Here is a 549-nt window from a genome sequence, read left to right as displayed (position 1 = left end):
CGGGCGCGGTCGGAACCCACCTCGATCGAGGCGAGCGGGATCTCGTGGAGATCGGGCATTGTCATTCTGGGTGCCTGTATGTCGGTCGTTTCTGGCGCCGCGGCGGCTCTTCCGCCCGCCGCGGCAATGCAGATGTCCCTGCTGGCAGATCCTGCCTTCGCGTGAGCAGGCCGGCAGGCGGCCCGGAAGGTCAGGGCGGCGACAACAGCTGCTCGGCGCCGGTCGGCAGGCCGAGGCCCGCGGCGATCCAAAGGCCCAGCACCAGCGCCCCGAAGAGCCCGATCACACCTGCGGCTTCGGCCATGGTGATCGTGATCCGGTCCCCCCGCTCCGCCTCCTCGGCGTCGAGCCGCGCGCGCAGCTGGCGCGCCCGTTCGGCGTCGATCCAGTCGCCAGCCAGTTCCGCCGCCGTGCAGGCCCCGCGCAGTCCGTTCAGGCTGTGCAGATCCGGGCGCATGATCATGGCGCGGGCGGTGTCGAGGTCCATCGCGGGCGTCATGCGATCTCTCCCAGGACCGGCAGGATCTGGATCTCGCCCCGGCGCATCAG

At 71.2% G+C, this 549-nt stretch carries 1 protein-coding gene; it reads right to left on the bottom strand.

From position 1 onward, the window contains the following. Window positions 1-190 precede the first annotated feature (190 nt). Window positions 191-499, bottom strand: a complete 309-nt coding sequence (locus tag RGD00_RS23470; protein ID WP_310459641.1) for a hypothetical protein — start codon at window positions 497-499, stop codon at window positions 191-193. Window positions 500-549 lie beyond the last annotated feature (50 nt).

Source organism: Ruixingdingia sedimenti (assembly GCF_031432425.1).
Taxonomy (GTDB): Bacteria; Pseudomonadota; Alphaproteobacteria; order Rhodobacterales; family Rhodobacteraceae; genus Ruixingdingia; species Ruixingdingia sedimenti.
The sequence above is the reverse complement of the archived record's forward strand: the minus strand, read 5'-3'. Positions and strand labels throughout refer to the sequence as shown.

What these genes read in the sequence shown, in the direction of transcription:
- RGD00_RS23470 (WP_310459641.1), bottom strand. Translation starts at nt 499, where the DNA reads ATGACGCCCGCGATGGACCTCGACACCGCCCGCGCCATGATCATGCGC.